The sequence below is a fragment of the Parafrankia elaeagni genome (assembly GCF_000374165.1).
In the GTDB taxonomy this organism is placed as follows: domain Bacteria; phylum Actinomycetota; class Actinomycetes; order Frankiales; family Frankiaceae; genus Parafrankia; species Parafrankia elaeagni.
The window spans coordinates 118,373-138,536 of record NZ_KB893794.1 but is presented as its reverse complement, the minus strand read 5'-3'; the positions used below and the strand labels follow the sequence as shown (position 1 = coordinate 138,536).

The 20,164-nt window shown below is 72.7% G+C and carries 17 protein-coding genes; 1 reads left to right on the top strand and 16 read right to left on the bottom strand.

The window, feature by feature from the left end; genetic code table 11:
* Positions 1-44 precede the first annotated feature (44 nt).
* From B207_RS36510 to rimP, 5 genes are all read right to left on the bottom strand, one after another.
* Positions 45-386, bottom strand: coding sequence for a DUF503 domain-containing protein (locus tag B207_RS36510; protein WP_018640650.1), 342 nt, complete (start codon positions 384-386; stop codon positions 45-47).
* Positions 387-463: 77 nt separating this feature from the next.
* Complete coding sequence (gene infB / locus B207_RS0131345) at positions 464-3,580, bottom strand: translation initiation factor IF-2 (protein ID WP_026311641.1); 3,117 nt, start codon at positions 3,578-3,580, stop codon at positions 464-466.
* Positions 3,581-3,808: 228 nt separating this feature from the next.
* Positions 3,809-4,066, bottom strand: coding sequence for a YlxR family protein (locus B207_RS42495; protein WP_407671492.1), 258 nt, complete (start codon positions 4,064-4,066; stop codon positions 3,809-3,811).
* 130 nt (positions 4,067-4,196) lie between these two features.
* Positions 4,197-5,285: a transcription termination factor NusA gene (gene nusA / locus B207_RS0131335; RefSeq protein ID WP_018640647.1), complete on the bottom strand. Its 1,089-nt coding sequence runs from the start codon at positions 5,283-5,285 to the stop codon at positions 4,197-4,199.
* Positions 5,282-6,241, bottom strand: a complete 960-nt coding sequence (gene rimP / locus B207_RS0131330) for a ribosome maturation factor RimP (protein WP_026311640.1) — start codon at positions 6,239-6,241, stop codon at positions 5,282-5,284. The genes nusA and rimP overlap by 4 nt, the downstream gene beginning before the upstream one ends.
* Before the next feature lie 276 nt (positions 6,242-6,517).
* Between rimP and B207_RS42220 the strand changes: the two genes are divergently transcribed.
* Positions 6,518-7,663 carry a DUF4439 domain-containing protein gene (locus B207_RS42220; protein WP_018640645.1) on the top strand — a complete coding sequence of 382 codons (1,146 nt, stop codon included), beginning with the start codon at positions 6,518-6,520 and terminating at the stop codon, positions 7,661-7,663.
* A gap of 38 nt (positions 7,664-7,701) precedes the next feature.
* Here the strand turns inward: B207_RS42220 and B207_RS0131315 are convergent, their stop codons facing one another.
* The 11 genes from B207_RS0131315 to rlmN all read right to left on the bottom strand — a co-directional run bounded on the left by B207_RS0131315 (position 7,702) and on the right by rlmN (position 20,045).
* The gene (locus tag B207_RS0131315; RefSeq protein ID WP_018640644.1) at positions 7,702-8,643 is read right to left on the bottom strand and encodes an HAD family hydrolase; all 942 of its coding nucleotides are present in this window, start codon (positions 8,641-8,643) and stop codon (positions 7,702-7,704) included.
* A gap of 20 nt (positions 8,644-8,663) precedes the next feature.
* Positions 8,664-9,119 (bottom strand): RrF2 family transcriptional regulator, encoded by a 456-nt coding sequence (locus tag B207_RS0131310; RefSeq protein ID WP_018640643.1) that lies wholly within the window; start codon positions 9,117-9,119, stop codon positions 8,664-8,666.
* 148 nt (positions 9,120-9,267) lie between these two features.
* Positions 9,268-10,341: an ABC transporter permease gene (locus B207_RS0131305; RefSeq protein ID WP_018640642.1), complete on the bottom strand. Its 1,074-nt coding sequence runs from the start codon at positions 10,339-10,341 to the stop codon at positions 9,268-9,270.
* Positions 10,331-11,092 carry an ABC transporter ATP-binding protein gene (locus tag B207_RS0131300; protein ID WP_018640641.1) on the bottom strand — a complete coding sequence of 254 codons (762 nt, stop codon included), beginning with the start codon at positions 11,090-11,092 and terminating at the stop codon, positions 10,331-10,333. Before B207_RS0131300 ends, B207_RS0131305 begins: the two co-directional genes overlap by 11 nt.
* 145 nt (positions 11,093-11,237) lie before the next feature.
* On the bottom strand, positions 11,238-12,311 hold the full coding sequence (locus B207_RS0131295; RefSeq protein WP_026311639.1) for an ABC transporter substrate-binding protein: 1,074 nt from the start codon (positions 12,309-12,311) through the stop codon (positions 11,238-11,240).
* Between the two features lie 297 nt (positions 12,312-12,608).
* Entirely contained in the window at positions 12,609-13,460 is an 852-nt protein-coding gene (locus B207_RS0131290) for a GNAT family N-acetyltransferase (protein WP_018640639.1), read from the bottom strand.
* Between the two features lie 17 nt (positions 13,461-13,477).
* The gene (gene ispG, locus B207_RS0131285; RefSeq protein ID WP_026311638.1) at positions 13,478-14,635 is read right to left on the bottom strand and encodes a flavodoxin-dependent (E)-4-hydroxy-3-methylbut-2-enyl-diphosphate synthase; all 1,158 of its coding nucleotides are present in this window, start codon (positions 14,633-14,635) and stop codon (positions 13,478-13,480) included.
* Positions 14,636-14,857: 222 nt separating this feature from the next.
* Entirely contained in the window at positions 14,858-16,039 is a 1,182-nt protein-coding gene (locus B207_RS0131280) for a M50 family metallopeptidase (RefSeq protein WP_018640637.1), read from the bottom strand.
* Positions 16,039-17,289 (bottom strand): 1-deoxy-D-xylulose-5-phosphate reductoisomerase, encoded by a 1,251-nt coding sequence (dxr, locus tag B207_RS0131275; RefSeq protein WP_018640636.1) that lies wholly within the window; start codon positions 17,287-17,289, stop codon positions 16,039-16,041. Before dxr ends, B207_RS0131280 begins: the two co-directional genes overlap by 1 nt.
* A gap of 138 nt (positions 17,290-17,427) precedes the next feature.
* Positions 17,428-18,900, bottom strand: a complete 1,473-nt coding sequence (locus tag B207_RS0131270; RefSeq protein WP_018640635.1) for an alpha/beta hydrolase family esterase — start codon at positions 18,898-18,900, stop codon at positions 17,428-17,430.
* A gap of 2 nt (positions 18,901-18,902) precedes the next feature.
* A complete protein-coding gene (rlmN, locus tag B207_RS0131265) occupies positions 18,903-20,045 on the bottom strand; it encodes a 23S rRNA (adenine(2503)-C(2))-methyltransferase RlmN (RefSeq protein WP_018640634.1) in 1,143 nt (380 codons plus the stop codon).
* Positions 20,046-20,164: the final 119 nt, after the last annotated feature.

The window sequence follows — 20,164 nt, the reverse complement described above, 5'->3', positions numbered from 1 at the left end:
GCGCCCGTGTCCACAGCAGGGGCCGCCCCGTGGCACGGGACGGCCTAGGACACGCCCTGCGACGGAACCGCTCCGGGCCCGGGATGGCCGTCCACGTCCTCCCCGGACAGGAAGCGCGCTCGCGCCGAGAGGACCTCCAGCTCCGGGCGTCGCGCCACCAGGTCCTCGCAGGCACCTATGACCTCCACGCAGTGCGCGCGGTCCGCGGCCACGACAGCCACTCCGATCTCGACGCGACGGTGCAGGTCCAGACTGCCGGTCTCCGCGGTACTCACCGCGAAACGCCGCCGCAGCTCGGCCACGACCGGCCGGACGACCGACCGTTTCTCCTTCAGCGAATGGACGTCACCCAGAAGGATGTCCAGCGTCAGGGTCCCGATCCACATGATCTTCCCACATCCTGACTGAGCCGAGTGCCGGTGCCGGTCGGACCAGGGGTACGACCGGCACCGACACCGCCGGATCAGGTGCGGGCAACCTCCCGCTGCTCGAAGGTCTCGATCACGTCATCGACCTTGATGTCGTTGAACGACCCGAGACCGATACCGCACTCGTAGCCCTCGCGGACCTCCGTCGCGTCGTCCTTGAACCGCTTGAGCGAGTCGACGGTGAGATTGTCCGCGACCACCACACCGTCCCGGATGAGCCGGGCCTTGGTGTTGCGGCGGATGATGCCGGAGCGGACGAGCGAACCGGCGACGTTGCCGACCCGGGGCACCCGGAAGACCTCGCGGACCTCCGCGGTGCCGAGCTGGGCCTCTTCGTACACCGGCTTGAGCATGCCCTTGAGGGCGTTCTCGATGTCCTCGATGGCCTGGTAGATCACCGAGTAGTAGCGGACCTCCACGCCCTCGCGGTCGGCCAGCTCCGTCGCCTTGCCCTGCGGGCGGACGTTGAAGCCGATGATGACCGCGTCCGAGGCCGACGCCAGCATGACGTTGGTCTCGGTGATCGCGCCGACACCACGGTCGATGATCCGCAGGCCGACCTCGTCGCCGACGTCGATCTTGAGCAGGGCGTCCTCGAGGGCTTCGACCGAACCCGACACGTCGCCCTTGAGGATGAGGTTGAGCTGGGTCTTCTCGCCCTCCTTCATCCGCTCGAGGATGCTCTCCAGCGTCGGGCGGCCACGGCTCAGCGCCAGCTCGGCGTTGCGCTCACGGGCCTGCCTGCGCTCGGCGATCTGCCGGGCGACCCGGTCCTCGGGTACGACGAGGAAGTTGTCGCCGGCGTCGGGAACGCTGGTGAAACCGAGCACCTGCACGGGCCGCGCCGGGCCCGCCTCGGTGACCTGCGCGCCGTTCTCGTCGAGCATCGCGCGCACTCGACCGAACGCCTCGCCGGCCACGACCGAGTCACCGACGCGCAGGGTCCCGCGCTGGACCAGCACCGTCGCCACCGGGCCGCGGCCACGGTCGAGGCGGCCTTCGATCGCCACACCCTGAGCCTCGGTGCCGGTCGGCGCCTGCAGGTCGAGGGAGGCGTCGGCGGTCAGGATGACCGCCTCCAGCAGAGCGTCGATACCGGTCCGGTTGCGCGCGGAGACGTCGACGAACATCGTGTCGCCGCCGTACTCCTCGGCGACCAGGCCGTACTCGGTGAGCTGGCCGCGGACCTTCGCCGGGTCCGCGCCCTCCTTGTCGACCTTGTTCACCGCCACGACGACCGGCACACCGGCCGCCTGCGCGTGGTTGAGCGCCTCGACGGTCTGCGGCTTCACACCGTCGTCCGCCGCCACGACGAGGACCACGATGTCGGTCACCTGGGCACCACGGGCACGCATGGCCGTGAAGGTCTCGTGGCCCGGGGTGTCGATGAAGGTGATCGGCCGCTCGTCGCCGTCGACCACCGCCCGCACCTGGTAGGCGCCGATGTGCTGGGTGATCCCGCCGGCCTCGCCACCGACGACGTCCGTGGAGCGGACCGCGTCGAGCAGCTTCGTCTTTCCGTGGTCGACGTGACCCATGACCGTCACGACCGGCGGACGGGTACCCAGCTCGACGTCGTCGCCGTACTCACCGCCGAACGAGAGGTCGAAGCTCTCCAGGAGCTCCTTGTCCTCGTCCTCCGGGCTGACGATCTGGACCTCGTAGCCGAGCGTCACACCAAGCAGCTGCAACGTCTCGTCGGTGCAGGACTGGGTGGCCGTGACCATCTCACCCAGCTGGGTGAACACCACCTGGACGAGAGCGCCGGGGTTGGCGTCGATCTTGTCGGCGAAGTCCGCGAGCGACGCACCGCGGGGCAGTCGGATCGCCTGCCCGTTGCCGCGCGGGACCATCGCCCCCATGCGCGGCGCCTCGAGCCCGCTCTCCCATTCCTGCCGCTTCGCGCGCTTGGACTTGCGCTGCCGACCGGGACGCCCACGGCCACCGGGGCCGAAGGCACCCGCCGTGGTACCACCGCGACCGCGGCCACCAGCAGCCGGACGACCGCCACCACCGGGACCGCCACCACCGGGACGACCGGGAGCGCCACCGCCACCGCCGCCGGGACGACCGGGAGCGCCACCGCGGCCGGCGAATCCGCCGCCACCGCCTGGGCGCGGACCGCCGCCACCGCCGCCACCGGGACGGCCCGGCGCGCCACCCGGACGCCCGGGAGCGCCGCCGGCAGGCCGGGGCTGGAACATTCCCGCGTTGGGACGCGGGCCACCGGAGCCACCGGGACGCGGCGGCATCGAGCCCGGCGACGGACGCTGACCACCGGAACCGCCGGGACGCGGCGGCATCGAGCCCGGCGACGGACGCGGACCGCCCGGGCCACCGGGACGCGGGCCGCCGGGACGCGGGCCACCCGGACGCGGGGCGCCGGGCCGCGGCGGAGCCGACGGTGAGCCGCCCTGGCCGGAGCCGGCACGCGGACCGGCCGACGGGGAGGTGTACGGGTTGTTGCCGGCACCGGCCGGGCGGGGACCCGGCCTGGGGCCGGGACGCGGGCCGCTGCCGGGACCACCCTGGCCGGGGCCGCCGGGACGCGGCCGGCCCTGCTGGGCCGGGCCGGGACGCGGGCCACCCGCGGTCGGGCTCGCCGGGCCGGGACGCGGCCCGGAGCCACCCGGAGCGCCCGGAGCACCTGGAACGCCCGGAGCCGGAGCCGGCGGGGTTGCCGGCGCCGGGGGTGCGGGCGCGGTCGGTGCCGCCGAGGCAGCGATCGGACGGGGCGCCTGCGGCTGGGCCGCGGGCGGCGGGGCGATCGGAGACGGCGGAGCCACGGGGGGCTGCGGGGGGGCCGACGGGCCGGGACGCGCCGCAGCGGGCGCGGGGCCGGGACGGCCGGGCACGGGCCGGGCACCGGCAGGGCCGGGACGACCGGGCATGGGGCCGGGACGACCAGGCACAGGGCCTGGGCGAGGCGGCGGGGTGGGCCGGGCCCCGTTACCGGGACGGCCGCCGGAACGGCCCGCGCCGCCGGAGCCTTCCGCGGGGAAGGCCTCCTTGAGCTTGCGGACCACAGGTGCCTCGACAGTGGACGAGGCGGACTTCACGAACTCACCAAGATCCTTCAGCTTGGCGAGCACGGTCTTGCTGTCGACGCCGAGCTCTTTCGCGAGCTCATGTACGCGGGCCTTTCCTGCCACGGTGCTCCTTCGTTCGGCCCGCGGTCCATGCCCGCGTGACCTCGTTACCTGCTGGTGATCATGGTTGCGTTCTCACTGCGCGGTCATCGCTGTCTCGACCTGCTTCCATGTCGACGTCGATCTGGCGTCGCCTACCGGCGCGAACCACCCGAACCGATCCCCACCGGAACGGATACCGCACCGCTGTCTCACCTGGACACCGCCACTTCACGGCGCCCGCACTCTGTTCTACATGCTGCTGTTGCGCGTCCGCTGCTCCAGATGTGCTCTGACCTGTTTCAGCCCGAGCGGCCCGGAGACCCGCAGCGCCCGCGGGAACGCCTTGCGGCGCTCCGCGAGATCGACGCAGGTCGGGTCAGGGTGCACGTGGGCGCCCCGGCCCTGCATTCGGCGGCGGACATCCGGAAGGAGCTCGCCACCGACCACGACGATACGCAACAGGCTCGACCGCGCCACCCGGCTTCGACAACCGACACAGGTACGAATCGGTCCAGAGTCCCCCGGTGGCCCCTGCTCGGCATTCGACTTCTCGGCATCCGGGTTCGATGCACGGGCTTTCGATGCACGGGCGGGAGCCACCCGGGGAGCCGGCTCCGCACGGCGCGCCATGATAAGTCTATCCCGTTGCGCCCCGAGAGTGGCCGCCCATGGCGGAGGACCTCCGCGGGCCACCCCCGGATCCGTTGTGCCGGGGCGTGTTGTCCCCGGTCGGCCGCTCGGCACGCTCCCCGCCCCCCTCGGTGTCGGAGTGGATGTCGATCCGCCACCCGGTGAGCCTCGCGGCGAGCCGGGCGTTCTGGCCCTCCCGGCCGATCGCGAGCGACAGCTGGTAGTCGGGCACGACGACCCTTGCCGACCGACTCGCCAGGTCGGTGACCTCCACCCGCGACACCCGCGCCGGGGAGAGGGCACTACCGACGAAGGTCGCCGGGTCGCCCGACCAGTCGACGATGTCGATCTTCTCGCCGTGGAGCTCCGCCATGACCGCCCGGACCCGGCTGCCCATCGGGCCGATGCAGGCACCCTTCGGATTCACTCCGGACGCCTTCGAACGAACCGCGATCTTGGTGCGGTGGCCGGCCTCCCGGGCGATCGCCGCCAGCTCGACCGTGCCGTCGGCAACCTCGGGCACCTCGAGCCGAAACAGTCCCTTGACCAGCTCCGGATGGGTGCGGGAGAGCGTCACGGTCGGCCCGTGCGCACCACGGGAGACGTGCACGACGTAGCACTTGATCCGATCACCGTGCTCGAGCCGCTCGCCGGGAACCTGCTCGGCCGGCGGCAGGACACCTTCCACCGTGCCGAGATCGACCAGGACCACCCGGGAACCGGCCCGCTGCTCGTGGTGCTGGACCACGCCGGAGACCACCTCGTGCTCGCGGTCGGCGTACTGGCCGTAGGTCACCTCCTGCTGCGCCTCACGCAGGCGCTGCATGATGACCTGCTTGGCGGTCATGGTGGCGATCCGGCCGAAGTCGGCGGGCGTGTCGTCCCACTCCCTGGGGGTACCGTCCGGCCCGTTCTCCCGTGCGAAGACCGCGACCTCACCGCTGGTGCGGTCGATCACCACCCGGGCGTCCTCGGCGGAGCCACTGGTGTGTTTGTAGGCGGTCAGCAACGCGGTCTCGATCGCCTCGACAAGAGTGTCGAAGGCGATCTCCTTCTCGCGCTCGATTCCCCGCAGCGCAGCGACGTCGAGCTTCACCGGTTCATCTCCTTGCCGTCCCGGCCGCTCGGGCCCGCAACCGCGCCCACGGCACCATGATCCTGCACCAGCTCATCGGGGGGTGACGCGGTGTGCCCGGCCTCCGCCGCGACCGCGCCCTCCGCACCGCTCCCGGCGGTCGCCGACCCGCCGGCGTCGTCCGAGTCGTGGACGTCGTCGAAGTCGTCCGCGTCGTCAAAGTCGTCCGCGTCGTCGGAGTCGTCGGAGTCGTCGGAGTCGTCGGAGTCGTCGGAGTCGTCGAGATCCGTGTCGGTGACGTCCTCGGGGCCGACTGCCGGGTCTCCGCCCGCCTCCCTGTCGTGCTGGTCGGCATCCGCAGCCGACCCGAACTCGACCTGGACGGTCGCCCTGGTCACCGTGCCGTAGACGACCCGCTCCACCCGGGTGCGGGCAGGCCGGCCGCGACGGGCCGGCCCGGTGGGAACCGACAGATCAGCACCCTCGTCGTCGGCCGAAAGCACCCTGCCCTCGACGTCGCCGCCGTCAGAGCGTCGAACAAGCACCACCCGCCCGACGGCCCGGCGCCAGTGCCGCGGGGCCAGCAGGGGCCGGTCGACACCGGGCGAGGTCACCTCCAGCACGTACGGCCCGGCGAGTGGGCCGCCGGCGCCGCCCTCGGCCTCGTCGTCCAGGGCAGCGGAGACCAGCCGGCTGGCCGCGGCGACGGCGTCGAGATCGATCCCGCCCTCGCGGTCGACGGCGATCCGGACCACGCTGCGCGAACCCGCCCGTGAGACGGCGACGTCCTCGAGATCGAAACCCTGCGCGGCCAACGCCGGCTCCAGCCTGCGCCGCAGCTCCACCCGCGCGGCCTCGTTCGCCGCCGCCGCTGTCGCCCGGCTGCCTCCCGCGGAGGCCTGTGTCCTTCCGGTGCCCTGGGACGGCGCCGTCGGCCGACGGACCCCCGCCCGGCCGGAGTCTCCCGTCCTAGCCACCTCGCCTGTTCCTTCCCGCGCCGACTCGGCGCCCCTGACCGTGGCCGCATGCCGCCCGGCCTCGTCGGTGACCGGCCGTGGGAACAGCGCAGGGCGACAGGGCCGTCATCCCGGACAGGCAGCGCCCCCCACGTCAAGCGTCCAGCGTCACACCGCCGAGATCCTTAGCCTACGTCCGCCGGCACGGGTCTCCAATCGCGGGCTGTCCGCGCGGCGGTGACAGCAGGGCGGGCCACTCCGGCCGGGGGCCGCGGGCTGATGTGCGAAGCTCCAGCGGTGTCCACAGCAAGCGGCACCGGGCCGTCGCGCCGGGCCTTCCTGGCTGCCGTCCCGGTGGTCAGCGCCGGTGCGGCCGTCCTCGCCGCCGCTGCCGGCTGCACCGGGTCGGTACCCGCTGTCCCCGGGCCCACCGCCAGCCCGGCCGATGTGGCCGCGGCGGCCGACGCCCACGCCCGGGAGACCGCCCTGCTCGCGGCCTACGACACCGCGATCGGCGAGCATCCCGCCCTCTCCGGGACCCTGCGGGCGATCCGCGCGCACCACGCCGACCACGCCCGCGCACTGGTCGCGCTCGGCCTGCCCGGGGTGGGCGCGGGCGCGGTCGCCGGCAGCGGACGTCCGAGCAGCTCGGCGGGTTCGGGCAGCTCGGCGGGTTCGGGCAGCATCAGCCCGAGCACCACCACTGACCCGGCCTCCGTGGCCGCAGGCACCGGGCCGGCCGGCGACACCGTTGCGGCGCGGGCAGCCGCCCTCAGCGCCCTCTCCGGACTCGAGCGCACAACCGCCGCGGCACACCGGACCGGCACTCTGGCCGCCGGCTCCGCGCTCGCGTCGCTGCTGGCCAGCCTGTGCGCCGCCGAGTCCGGGCACGCCGAGCTGGTCGCAGCGGCTGGCGGGGCGCCCACCGGCGGGTCCGCCACCGGCGGGTCCGCCACCGGCGGGTCCGCCACGGCAGGCGATGGGCAGGCCGGCGGAGCCACCGCGGTCGCGGCGCTGGCGACGATGCTGTCGGCAGCGCATGCGGCCGTCTACGCGACGGCGGCGGCGGGCGGTGCACTCGCGCCGCTGGGCGCACCGGCCCAGCCCGCCCGCGCCCTTGCCCGAGCCGCCCATGATGATCATCGCGTGCTGCGGGACGCGCTCGTCGCGACGTTGCGGGCCCATGGCACGACGCCGCCGGCAGCGCTGCCCGCGTACCGCCTGCCGGTCGAGCCGGCCGGGGTCGAGGGGTCGGTCGACCTGCTCTCCCGCGTCGAGGACCAGTCCGCCGCCTCGGCCTGGGCCGCCGTCGGCGCGCTGACCGGCGCCGACCGCGAGCTGGCCATGGACGCCCTCGTCGCCATGGCGCTGCGCGGCCAGCGGGCACGACTGGCCGCGGGCCTGACCCCGGAGGCGGCGGCCCCGGCCTTCCCCGGCCGCTGACCTGCCATGCTCGGGCACCTGCCCGAGCGCGGTCGCGATCAGCGGGGCGGAGGGGTGCCCGGGCGGGCGGCGCCGAACGCGTCCAAGACCTCGAGCAGTTGTCCGAGCCGGCCGATCACCGCGTCCGCGGGTAGCTGTCCGGCATGGCCGGCCATCCCCGGATGCACCGCACCGGAGCCACCGTCACGGACGAGAACGGTCCGCATTCCGGCCGCCCGGGCCCCGCGGATGTCGGTCCGCACCCGGTCACCGACGAACAGCACCCGGGACGGATCACTGATCCCCAGCGCCTCGAGGACCGCCTGGAACGCGATCGGGTGGGGCTTGTCGAACGGAAGATCGCTGGTGTAGACCCTGGCGTGGAAGAGATCCAGCAGGCCGTCGCGCTGCAGCATGCGCTCGTGCCACAGCCGCGGCCACCGGGTGTTCGTCAGCAGGCCGATGAGCAGGCCCCGGGCCCTGACGAGGTGGACCAGCAGCAGTGCCTCGGGGTCGCACATCGTGTGCGGGGTCCAGGCCGTGAGGTCACGCCGGGACGCGGCCTGCACGACTGCCGCGGCCACGTCCACGCCCAGCCGGGCGGAGGCCGCCGCCAGCAGTTCGGCGATCGAGCCGGTCATTCCGCCCTCCGACCCGTTGCCGGCATGCCCGCCGGCGGCGTCGCGGGAGTGCCACCACGACGCCTCCAGCCCGGCCAGGATGGCGGTGATCTCGTCTGCCTGCGACGGCGAGATCTCCAGCGCCGCCAGTCGCCACAGGTCGAGCAGGTCCACGTCGTGGAAGGGGGTGAGCGTGCCTCCCCAGTCGAACACGACCGCGGCCAGCTGCCCGGGACCTCCGGTCGGGGCAGTACCACCGGTCGGGGTGGGACCGTCGGCCGGGACGGGACCGCCCGCCATCGGGCCGGCAGCCGTGTCCGCGCCGGCAGCGGCGTGCGTGCCGGGATCCCCGTCCGGGGCGAACCACGAGAAACCCACCATGCACCGCGCTATCTCTGTCGCTACCTCGTCGACCAGGCGTCCGGCTCCTCGCGCAGCTCACAGACGATGTCGGGAAGCTTCCCACTGGCGACGTCCGCGAGGGTGACTGATTCGAGCACTCTGCGCAGGTTGACGCGGACAGCGATCCAGACATCCTGCAGATGCTTCGCCGCACCCTCGTAGTGTGCGTTCTCCGGCGGCCGGCCGCGCACGCTGGCCAGCGGGCCGTCGGTGGCCCGGATCACGGTGGCGATCGTGATCTCCTCGGCTGGGCGGCACAGCTGGTAGCCACCGTCCGCCCCGCGGCGGCTCTGCACCAGACCGCTGCGGCGCAGGTCGGTGAGGATGTTCTCGAGGAAACGCAGGGGGAGGTCCTGAGCCGAGGCGAGCGTCTCCCCCTTGACGAGGTTGCCGTCCGAAGCGGCAAGCGTGAGCAGGGCCCGCAGTGCGTAGTCGGCCCGGGCGGAGATCTGCATAACACCATCTTGCCCGCCAGTGCCGCGGGCAGCCTTCCCCTGGGTTCCCCGGCAGGCACCTGGCCGCCCGCCGGCCGGCCTCCCGCCCGTTCCCTCGCCCGGTGCCGGGCGGCACCGGGCGAGGGAACGGGCGGAGGTCGGGTGGCTGTCAGACCACTGACGTGTCCACGCCGGAGTACGGTCCGACCGGGCCGGCCGGCCCCGTCGACCCGTCCTTCGGCCGGCTGTTCCGGGAGCCGCGGGCCGCCTTCACCGCGTTCGAGCCTTCGGCGATGAGACCCCGGCGCTCCCGCATCCGCCGGTCGAGAACGTTGAAGGCCGCGTCGACGGCGACACCGATCACGAAGATCGTCAACATCGAGACCATCACGCCGACGGTGTCGGAGAGGTCGCGGGCGTTCTGCAGGTTCGCGCCGATCGACGGGTGGCCGGGGACGATGACGATCAGCTCACCGGCCATCAGACTGCGCCAGGCGAACGCCCAGCCCTGCTTGAGGCCGGCGAGCACCGAGGGGAACGCGGCGGGCGCGACCACGTACCGGTACAGCGCGAAGCCGCGGGCGCCCATGCTGCGCCCGACCCGGACGAGCAGCGGCGGGACGTAGTCGACGCCGTAGATGACTCCGTTCGCCACGGAAGGCGCCGCGCCCAGCACCACGACGAACATGATCGCCGACTCGTCGAGCTGGAAGAGCAGGATCGCGAGCGGTACCCAGACCACCGACGGCATCGTCTGCAGCGCGGTGATGAACGAGCCCACGGCCGCTCGCAGCAGGCCGAACCGGGCGACCGCCAGGCCGACGATCCCGCCGAGGACGACGGCCACGGCGTAGCCCTGGCCGGCCCGGGTCAGCGTCCGGGCGAACGCGTCCCAGAACTCGGAGGTGCCGAGCTGCTCGAAGAACTCCGGCAGGGTGTCCCCGGGGCCGGGCAGCACGTAGGTGGGCTTCCACCCGGACCAGACGACGATCTGCCAGACGAGCAGGAACATCCCGAAGGCTGCGAGCTTCGGCCAGGTCGAGGCCCACGCCCGGCCCGCGCTGGGACGCTGGGAGCGCACCGGGATGTCGAGTGCGTCCAGCCCGGCGAGGGTCTCCTCCGACTCCCGCGGCGCCGGCGGGGCGCTGCCACGGGTGACCGCGGCCGACGAGGACGAGGACGAGCGATCCGTCCCGACCCCGTCATGGACCGAGATGACACTCGCGTCGACGTCAGTGGCCATGACGCGCGACCTCCTCCCGAAGCCGCGCCGTCACGACGGAGGCGAGCTCGGACACCTGGGGCTGATCGATGCGACGGGGCCGTTCGATCGGCACGTCGAAGATCTCCGCGACCCGGCCGGGGCGGGAGGAGAGCAGGACGATCCGGTCGCCGAGGCGCACGGCCTCCCGCACGTCATGCGTGACGAACAGGACGGTGATGCCGGTCTCGCGCCAGATGCGCTCGAGCTCGTCGTGGAGGAGGTCGCGGGTCATCGCGTCGAGGGCCCCGAACGGCTCGTCCATGCACAGGATGTCGGCCTCCTGCGCGAACGCCCGCGCAAGGCTCACCCGCTGACGCATCCCACCGGAAAGCTCATGGGGACGCCGGTTCGCCTGGCCGGCGAGCCGGACCATCGTCAGCAGCTCGTCGACCCGCTCCGCACGCCGGGCCTTCGGCACGCGCCGCAGCTTCAGCGGCACCTCCACGTTGCCGCCAGCGGTCAACCAGGGCAGCAGGGCCGAGTCCTGGAACATCATCCCGACCCGGCGGCCACCGGTGTCCACCGTCCCCGCAGTGGGCTGGTCGAGCCCGGTGACCAGGCTGAGCAGCGTCGACTTGCCGCAGCCCGAGGCTCCCAGCAGACAGACGAACTCACCGGGACGGACATCCAGGTGGATGTCGTCGAGGGCGTGGACCTGACCGGCACCGGAGCCGAAGACCCGGCTGGCGCCGTCGATCCGCAGTGCCGTGTCCGTCGCGAGCGCCGTCACGAGCTTGCTCCCCTCGGTTTTTCACGATCTTGCAGGGCCCCGCGCGACCGATCCCGGCGGGGCGGCCCGCCGGGATCGACTCCGCCTGTCCGCCGTGCCCGGCCGGCCGGTCGGCCGGTCGGCCGGGCACGGCGGACAGGCGGTCCTACTGGTCGGCGACCGCCGGCTCGCCGGCGTCGGCGAGAAGCCGGTTGAGGATGGTCAGGTCGAAGATCCCGTCGAGCTGCGGGTCCTCGATGAGGCCGAGCTCCTCCTGGTGTGCCGCCGAGGTGAACAGCGACTTCGCGACCGGGTCGGGGCCGAAGGTCAGGCCCTTCCAGGCAGAGGTGACCACGTCGTCGGCGAGGGGCTTGCCGGTGAGCGTCTCGAGCGCGTCGTTCGCGGCGGTCCGCCCGGCCGCCGGGTCGGCGTTGAGCTGGTCGATCACGGAGATGTTGGCCCCGATGAGACGCTCGACGATCCTCGGGTTCTTCTCCAGGTAGTCCGTGCGGACGAGCAGGACCGTGGTGACGAACTTCCCGTCCGTCTCAGGCCACTCGTCCGCCTCGTCGACGAGCACCGTGCCGCCCTCGGCCACCAGGCGGGACGCGACGGGCTCGGGCACCCAGGCACCGTCGATGGCGCCGGCCTTGAAGGCGTCGACCGTGACCGAGTTCTCCTGCGGGCGGATCGAGACGTCGCCGCCGCCCCTGGTGTCGGTCTTCAGCCCGTTCTTCTGGAGGAAGAAGCGCAGCGCCACGTCCTGGGTGTTGCCGAGGCTCGGCGTCGCCAGCGTCCTGCCGCGCAGCTGCTCCACCGAGGTGATCTCCGGCTTCACCACCAGCGCCGCACCGCCCGCGGTCACGCCGGAGACGATCCGGATCGCCTCGCCCTTCGACTTGATGAACGTGTTCACGGCCGGGTTCGGGCCGATGAAGCCCGCGTCGAGCGCGCCGGAAAGGATCGCCTCCGCCTCCTGGACCCCCGAGTTGAAGGTCTTGGGCTCCAGCTTCACGCCGGCGCCGAGTTCCCTGGCGAAGGTGCCCTGCTCAACGCCGACGAGCGCCGGGGCGTGGGTGAGGTTCGGGAAGTAGCCGAGGCGGAGGGTTCCCGTCACCTCCCCGCCGGCCGACACGGATTCTGATCCCCCGTCGTCGCCCGAGCAGGCGGTCACCGCCAGCGCAAGCGCACCGGCAGCAACCAGTGGCACGAACCGCTGCCACAGCCTCTTGGGCTTAATCACGTTCTGTTACCCTTTCAACACTCTCGGCGCACATCGTTTGTCGATCAAATGCGTCAAGTCGATTGGAGACATCGGGAATGTAAGGATGCCAGACAAGTACGCATCTCGCCATCCGAATTCACACGGATGACACCATGCTCCACCAAGAGTGAAATAATGGTCACGCATCGCGTTCCCAGGTCGCACGCAGCGAGACGGAAGCCTCCCCGCCGACGGTGGGACGCACACCGCGGACGCGTCAGAGCCCGCCCTGGTGACGGGCGGGCTCGACAGCGGCGGGAGCTGATCGAAAGATCAGAAGAGAATCGAGGCGAATGTGCCCACGCGCTCGAAACCGACACGCTCGTACGCGCGGCGCGCGGAGTGGTTGAAGTCGTTCACATAGAGGCTCACGATCGGCGCGAACATCGCGCGCGCCAGGGCGACGACACTGGCGGTCCCGGCGGCGCCGAGGCCTCGCCCGCGCAGGGCCGGGGCGACCCACACGCCCTGGATCTGGCAGACGTCGCCGGCGACCGCGCCGATCTCCGCCTTGAACAGCACCTGGCCGTGCTCGATGCGGGCGAACGACCGACGCTGCCCGACGAACTCGGCGACGCGGGAACGGTAGAGCGCGCCGCCGTCCGGCCCGACCGGCGACACGCCGATCTCCTCGGTGAACATGGCGATGCAGGCGGGAAGAAGCACGTCCAGCTCGTCCGGCCGGACCAGGCGGACCGAGTTGTCCGGCGCGATGCGCGGCGGAGCGTCGATGGCAAGTAAGGGCTGCTCACCGCGGATCTCGCGGGCCGGGCCCCAGGTCGGCTCAAGGTAACGCCACATCGCGGACACCGCCGAGCCGACCCCGACGATGGACGAGCAGCGGCGGCCCTGGCGGCGGGCCCGCTCGGCGAACAGCCTCGCCGAGTCCGGGCCCGCTGCCACGGGCCAGAGGTTCGCGCCGGAGTAACACAGGGCCGCGAGGCTGCCGTCCACCGTGTGTCCCCACACCTCGGCGCCGAGGCGCCAGGGATCCAGACCGCACGCAGCCACCCGGGACGCGACGAAGACATCCGCGATCGGGTTACGACTCAGCAGCTCGGTGACAGCAGGAAGATCCCTGTCGTCGAGCAGCCGGGTCGGTGCGGAACGCAGCGGCAGACCCATCCAGCCCTTCCAGGTTGCTAGGAGGCCACGGAGACCGAGGGCGAGCCGGAGGCCGCGCCGTTGGCCTCCATCTCCTCGGCCAGCCGCATGGCCTCCTCGATGAGAGTCTCCACGATCTGCGCCTCCGGCACCGTCTTAATGACCTTGCCCTTGACGAAGATCTGCCCCTTGCCGTTGCCGGAGGCGACACCGAGGTCCGCCTCCCGGGCCTCCCCCGGGCCGTTGACGACGCAGCCCATGACGGCCACCCGCAGCGGGACCTCCATGCCCTCCAGGCCGGCGCTGACCTCGTTGGCGAGGGTGTAGACGTCGACCTGGGCACGCCCACAGGCCGGGCAGGAGACGATCTCGAGCCGGCGCTCCTTGAGCCCGAGCGACTCCAGAATCGCCGCGCCGACCTTGATCTCCTCGATCGGAGGAGCCGACAACGAGACCCGGATCGTGTCCCCGATGCCCTCGGCCAGCAGCGCGCCGAAGGCGACCGCCGACTTCACGGTGCCCTGGAACGCCGGGCCGGCCTCGGTGACACCGAGGTGCAGCGGGTAGTCGCAGGCCTGGGCCAGCAGCCGGTAGGCCTGGATCATGATCACGGGGTCGTTGTGCTTCACCGAGATCTTGATGTCCCGGAAGTCGTGCTCCTCGAACAGCGAGGCCTCCCACAGCGCCGACTCGGCCAGCGCCTCCGGGGTGGCCTTCCCGTGCTTCTCCAGCAGGCGCTTGTCGAGCGACCCGGCGTTGACCCCGATCCGGATCGGGATGCCGGCCGCCTTGGCGGCGCGGGCGATCTCGCCGACCTTGTCGTCGAACTGCTTGATGTTGCCCGGGTTCACCCGCACAGCGGCGCAGCCCGCGTCGATCGCGGCGAACACGTACTTCGGCTGGAAGTGGATGTCGGCGATCACCGGGATCGGCGACTTGCGGGCGATCGCCGCGAGCGCGTCGGCGTCGTCCTGGCTGGGGACGGCCACCCGGACGATCTGGCAGCCGGCGGTGGTCAGCTCGGCGATCTGCTGCAGGGTGGCGTTGACGTCCGAGGTCAGCGTGGTGCACATCGACTGGATGGAGACCGGGGCGTCACCTCCGACCGGCACGTTGCCCACGTGGATCTGCCGGCTGACACGCCGGGTTCCGACCGGGCGGGGCGGAGCGGCGGGCATGCCCAGAGTAACGGTCACAATGTCCTCACTGGCGTGTCGGATGCTTTGATCGTCAGTTGGCGACCCGGCCCGGAATGATCCGTCACGGCGATGCCGTTCGGGTCGGTTCGGTCGACCGGGTCAGTCGGCCCCGTGCGGGGCGGCGCACTCACGACGGCCGGCGGGACGCCCCTGCCGGATCTACCGGCGACCAGGACACCCGCGGACCACCACCGCGCGCCACCGCGGGTACACGGCGACTCACTGGTTGATGCGGATGGGGTTGACGATGTCGGCGGACAAGATGATCAGACTGAACCCGACGAGAATGACGACCGTGGCGTACGTGGCTGGTAACAGCTTCGCGAAGTCCACCGGCTGTACCGGCCCGCGGTAGCCGCGCAGTCGCCGCAGGCCGTGCCGGGCCTGCTCGAAGCCGAGCACCGCGATGTGCCCACCGTCGAGCGGGAGCAGCGGCAACAGGTTGAAGATCCCGATGGCCAGGTTGATCGCGGCGACGAGGACCAGGAAGCTGGCGATCCGGTCGGACCAGTCGTCGTCCGCGGAGGCGACCTCGCCGCCGAGCCGGGCCGCTCCCACCACACTGATGAAACCGCTCTCGTCGCGGTCGTCACCGAAGATGCGGCTGATGTCGTCGATCCGTTCGGTGAACGTCTCGTACATCCCGGTGAAGCCCGAGCCGATGACCTCGAAGGTCTCCGGTACGGCCTCCAGCGGCCCGTAGTGCCGGGTCTCCCGGCCCGGGCGGACGCCCAGGGCGCCGACCGGATCCGTGCCCGCACCGCCGGTCTCGCGGTCCCGCAGGACCTGGACGAGGTCGGGCCGCAGGGTCAGGAGCTCGCCGTCCCGGGAGACGACGAGTTCCGCGGGGCCGGGCCCGTGCTCGCGCACGAGCCGGGTGAAGTCCGACCAGGCGGTGATGGCCGTGCCGTCGAAACTCACCACCCGGTCGCCCTCGAGCAGCCCGGCGGCGCCCGCCGGGCCGGGGCCGGTGCATTCGCCCGTGGTCGCGATACAGCTCGTCTGCCCGACGACCGTCTCGCTCGGCTGCTGGGTGCCGAACGACACCAGCACTCCGTAGATCAGCACGATCGCGATGACGAAGTGGACGAACGAGCCCGCGGACATCACGACCAGCCGCGCCCGCGCCCGCGCCTTGTAGAAGGCCCGCGGCTCGTCGGCCGGGTCGATCTCCTCGAGGGAGGTCATCCCCTCGATCTTGACGAACCCGCCGGCGGGGATCGCCTTGACGCCGTACTCGGTCTCCCCGCGCTGCTTCGACCACAGGGTCGGGCCGAAGCCGACGAAGAAGCGGGACGCCTTCATCCCGAAGTGCCGGGCCGTGACGAAGTGCCCGGCCTCGTGCAGGACGACCGAGACGAACAGGGCGAGGACGAACGCGCCGATGCCCAGGGCTGCCATCAAGCACGTCCTCCGGCCGCCACAGGACGCCCGCCGGCCTTCTCGATCAGGCGGTTCGCGGCGGCGCGCGCCTCGCGCTCGACAGCGAACACCTCGTCCAGCGTCGGACGGGCGATCACCTCGTGCGCTCCCACCACCTCGGCCACCAGGTCGACGATACGGACGAACGGCAGCCCGCCCGCGAGGAAGGCGGCGACGGCCTCCTCGTTCGCGGCGTTGAACACCGCCGGGGCCGTGCCACCGAGCCGACCAGCGGTGCGGGCCAGGTCGACCGCCGGGAACGCCACGGTGTCCAGCGGCTCGAAGGTGAGGCTCTGCGACCGCGACCAGTCCATCGGCGGCTGTGCCAACGGCACCCTGTCCGGCCAGCCCAGCGCCAGGGCGATGGGCAGCCGCATGTCCGGCGGGGAGACCTGCGCGATGGTCGACCCGTCCGTGAACTCCACCATCGAGTGCACCAGCGACTGCGGGTGGACCACGACCTCGATGTCGTCGTAGGGCACTCCGAAGAACAGGTGCGCCTCGATCAGCTCCAGGCCCTTGTTCATCAGGGTGGCCGAGTTGATCGTGACCAGCGGCCCCATCGCCCACGTCGGGTGCGCGAGGGCCTGCTCCCGGGTGACCTCTGTCAGCTCGTCCCTGCTCCGCCCGCGGAACGGACCACCGCTGGCGGTCAGGACCAGCTTGTGGACCTCCTCGCGCCGGCCACCACGCAGGCACTGCGCGAGCGCCGAGTGCTCGGAGTCCACCGGCACCAGCCGGTCCGGGTTGCCGCCCAGCGCGTCGAGCACCAGCGGACCACCCGCGACCAGCGATTCCTTGTTCGCCAGCGCCACTGTCGCGCCGGCCTTGAGCGCCGCCAGGGTGGGTGCGAGCCCTACCGAGCCCGACACCCCGTTGAGAACTATGTCCGCCGACCAGGACGCGATCTCACTGGCCGCGTCCGGCCCCGCGAGGATCTTCGGCACCGCGAACTCGCCGCGGCGGTACCCACGCCGGGACGCCTCCGCGAAGAACGCGAGCTGAAGATCCTGCGCCGACGAGGCCGCAGCCACACCGACCGCCTCGACCCCGAGATCGAGCGCCTGCTCGGCCAGCAGGTCGACCCGCGACCCGCCGCCCATCAGCGCCACCACCCGGAATCTGTCCGGGTTGCGGCGTACGACATCTATCGCCTGGGTTCCGATCGAGCCGGTAGACCCGAGCAGAACCACCTCACGCTGGACCGAAGCCTCCGCCACACCGCCCATTCTCGCAGGCCCTTCGACGCTTGGACCGAGGCCTGTTCGGTTCCTGACACGTGCCGCCCGAAGGTGCGCGTTGGGTGTAGCCGCGCCTACCGGGGGTCAACGCCGGATACGCCACCCGACCTGGCTGCTGGCCGGCCGTCACGTATCGCCGTCGGCCCCCTGGCCTGGCGTTGTCGTGCCCGCGGGCGGAGCGGGCGTGGTGGCCGGCACCACCGGAGTGGGGGATGCGCTCGTACCGGGCGTGGGCTCGGAGGTGCCACCCGGTGGTGCCGAGGGGGCCGGCGGTGCGCCGGGCGTTCCGGGCGCCGCCGGGGGCTGCGCCGGCCCGGCGCCGGTGGGCTGCGGCGCGGCACCGGATCCACCGGAGGCCCCGCCTGTCGATCCGCCGCCGCCTGAGCCGTTCCCGCCGCCCGTACCGCTTCCGCCCGTCACCGTCCGCCCGTCGGCCGGGTGACCGGCGAAGAACGCCATGGCCACCACGGTCGCGCTCAGGTTCGGCACGGTGCGCCCCAACTCCGGGCGATCCGCGGCACCAGGCCAGGTGTGCCCGCCGCCCTGCATCGCCAGCACGCCCACGTCCCGGCCCTGCGGGCAGGACGTCCAGGCCGTGCGGATCACGTTGGTGAAGTCCCGGGACTCCTGGTGCTCACCGCCGCAGCCCAGGCTCCGGGCATAGCGGTCGGCCCGGCTCACCACCGGCTGGGCGACCAGCCCCGCGTACGGCGCGGCGCGGGGGGGGCCGCCGCCGTCCCAGGGGGCGACCGGGTCCTCGGTGCCGTGTAGCTCCAGCAGACTCGCCCGGGGCGCGGGGCAGTCGTCCGGCAGTCGGCTCGACGCGACGGTGACGACCGCCGCGAACCGGTCCGGCAGCGCGCACGCGAGTCCAAGAGCCATGTCGGCGCCGTCGGAGAAGCCGCTGAGGAAGACCCGCTGGGGGTCCAGGCACATCCGGACGGTCAGATCGTTGAGCATCGTGCCGACGAACAGGACGTCGTCCGGACCCACCTCGGCCGAACGGGTGAAGTTCCACCGGCTGGCGGCGCCCACGGGCGAGACGACGGCGTAGCCCGCACGGGTCCCGCTGTCCGTCATCTGGGTGTACTGCTCCAGTTCCGGCGCTGACTGGGCCTGGTCGTGCAGGTTCAGGACCAGCGGCAACGGCGAGCCGGCGCCGCCGCCCTGCGGTACCGCCAGCACGTACTGCCGGTCAGCCCCGGACACCGGAACGGTCTCGGTCGTGACACCTGCCGGCAGGCTCCGGCCGGTGTCGCACCCGTTGCTCGGCGGCGGGGGCACGGTCGGCATCGCGGACGGCGCCGCGGCGCCCGGGCCGCCGGCCTCGCCGAGCGCCGACGCCACGGGAGCGGCGGACTCGGCATCCCCGGCCGGCGACTGCGACATCGCGTACCAGAGCAGCAGCAGGAGGACGCCCACCGCCGCGGTGATCGGCAGCCAGAGCGTGTTCGCGGGCCGGGCGCCGTGCCGCAGGGCGCTGAGACCCGCCAGCCGCCCGGAGGCGGCTGCTGACCGGCCGGCGCTGGCTGACCGGCCGGCGCCGGCTCCGGCCCGGCCGTGGCTCCGGCGCCGACCGGCGGGGGTACCGATGGCCACGGCTACCGCCCCGCCTGCCCGCGGGCAGGCGGCTCCGCGGCCAGCTGGCCGCAGGCGGCTGCGATCTCCCGGCCACGGGTGTCACGGACCGTCGCCGCGACACCGCGGGCGCGCAGCCGGTCGACGAACACCCGCTGCCCGCGGGGAGCGCTCGCCTGCCAGGACGAGCCGTCGGTCGGGTTCAGCGGGATGAGGTTCACATGCGCGAGCTGGCCGGCCAGCAGCGCGGCCAGGGCGTCCGCCCGCTCGGGCGAGTCGTTGACGCCGTCGATGAGGGCGTACTCGATGCTCACCCGTCGGCCGGTGATCCGTGCGTAATCCCAGGCGGCGGCGAGCACCTCGGCCACCGGCCAGCGGTTGTTGATCGGGACGAGCTCGTTACGCAGCTCGTCGTCCGGCGCGTGGAGGGACAACGCGAGGGTCACCGGAAGCCCTTCGTCGGCCAGCCGCCGGATTCCCGGCACGAGGCCCACCGTGCTCACCGTCACGCTCCGGGCCGACAGGCCGAGGCCGTCCGGCGCCGGATCGACGATCCGGCGGACCGCGGCGAGCAGGGCGCTGTAGTTCGCCAGCGGCTCACCCATGCCCATGAACACAACGTTCGACAGCCTGCCGGCACCGCCGGGCAGGCCGCCACGCGCCATCGTGCGAGCAGCGTCCACCACCTGTTCGACGATCTCGGCGGTGGAGAGGTTGCGGGTGAGTCCGCCCTGGCCGGTGGCGCAGAACGGGCAGGCCATCCCGCAGCCCGCCTGGCTGGACACGCAGACCGTCACGCGCTGCGGGTAGCGCATCAGTACCGATTCGATCTTCGCGCCGTCAACGGTGCGCCACACGGTCTTGCGGGTCTGCCCGCTGTCGCAGTCAAGAGTGGTGGCGGCGGTGAGCAGCCGCGGCAGCATCGCGTCGACCAGTGTCGAGCGGAGCGGCGCGGGCAGATCCGTCATCTCCGCGGCGTCGTCGGCCCGCAGGTGGCGCGCGAAGTAGTGCCGGGCCAGCTGGTCGGCACGAAAGGCCGGCAGGCCCAGCGAGGAGGCCACCGCGCGGCGCTCGTCGCGGGAGAGGTCCGCGAGGTGGCGTGGCGGACGGGACCGTCCTGTCACCAACGGCAGGAGGTCTCCGGATTCGGCGGTCGTGGCAGTCATCGCCCGCCCAGTCTGCCAGGCAGTCCGGCCTGGTGTTGACCGGGTGATCGAGTGATCGGAATGCGGTGGGGGCAGGCGGCGGCCCGGGCGGCGCGGCAGGGCCGCCCTGACGCACCGCC